We start from the raw sequence: 615 nt of genomic DNA on the forward strand, positions 1-615 counted from the left end.
ACTCGCGGGCCAGGGCGCGGCGCAGCAAATCGTCGGCGGTAGCGGTGAGGGAGTCGCCGGCCCAGCGGGTGGCGCGCAGCAGGTCGTTGGGCATGATGCGCTTCACCTCCCAGTTCTCGGCCTCGATGCCGATACGCTTGCTGTCCTTCAGGTGCTCCACTTGGTCGGGGCGGCAGGCGGCGAAGGCCAGGGGCAGGGCAGAAAAGGCGAGTTGGCGCAGCAGGGTTTTCACGGAGGATAGCATCGGGCTGATTTTAAACAAAGGTCCGAACTGCCTTCTTAACTGCCCAAGCCAACGGCTTGGGGTTACATCAGGTACGCTTTCAGTTCCTCGTAGTTAACCGCCAACGGTACGCTTCGTTTGGCGCGGCCCTGCAGGGCCTGCACCACGGCCGGCAACTCGATGGCGCGGCCCAGCACGGGCTCCACCACGTCGGGGAATTTTACGGGGTGGGCCGTGGCCAGCAGGAAGCCGGCTGCGTCCGCATGCTGCGTCTGATAGCGGCGTAGGGCCGCGTAGGCCACCGCACCATGCGGGTCGAGCAGGTAGCCGTGCTGCGCCCACACCTGCCGAATGGCGGCCACCGTGTCGGCATCGCTCACGGTGTCGGCGCT

1 protein-coding gene and 1 pseudogene are annotated in these 615 nt (G+C 66.2%); both read right to left on the minus strand.

Features of this window, described 5'->3' with window-relative positions:
* The coding region (locus tag ACYVDE_RS25535) for a hypothetical protein (protein WP_460504311.1) at positions 1-244 on the minus strand (244 nt) is incomplete at its 3' end.
* 62 nt (positions 245-306) lie between these two features.
* Positions 307-615, minus strand: a pseudogene (locus tag ACYVDE_RS25540) (threonine synthase); the annotation flags it as partial.

It is taken from the genome of Hymenobacter agri, from assembly GCF_054778495.1.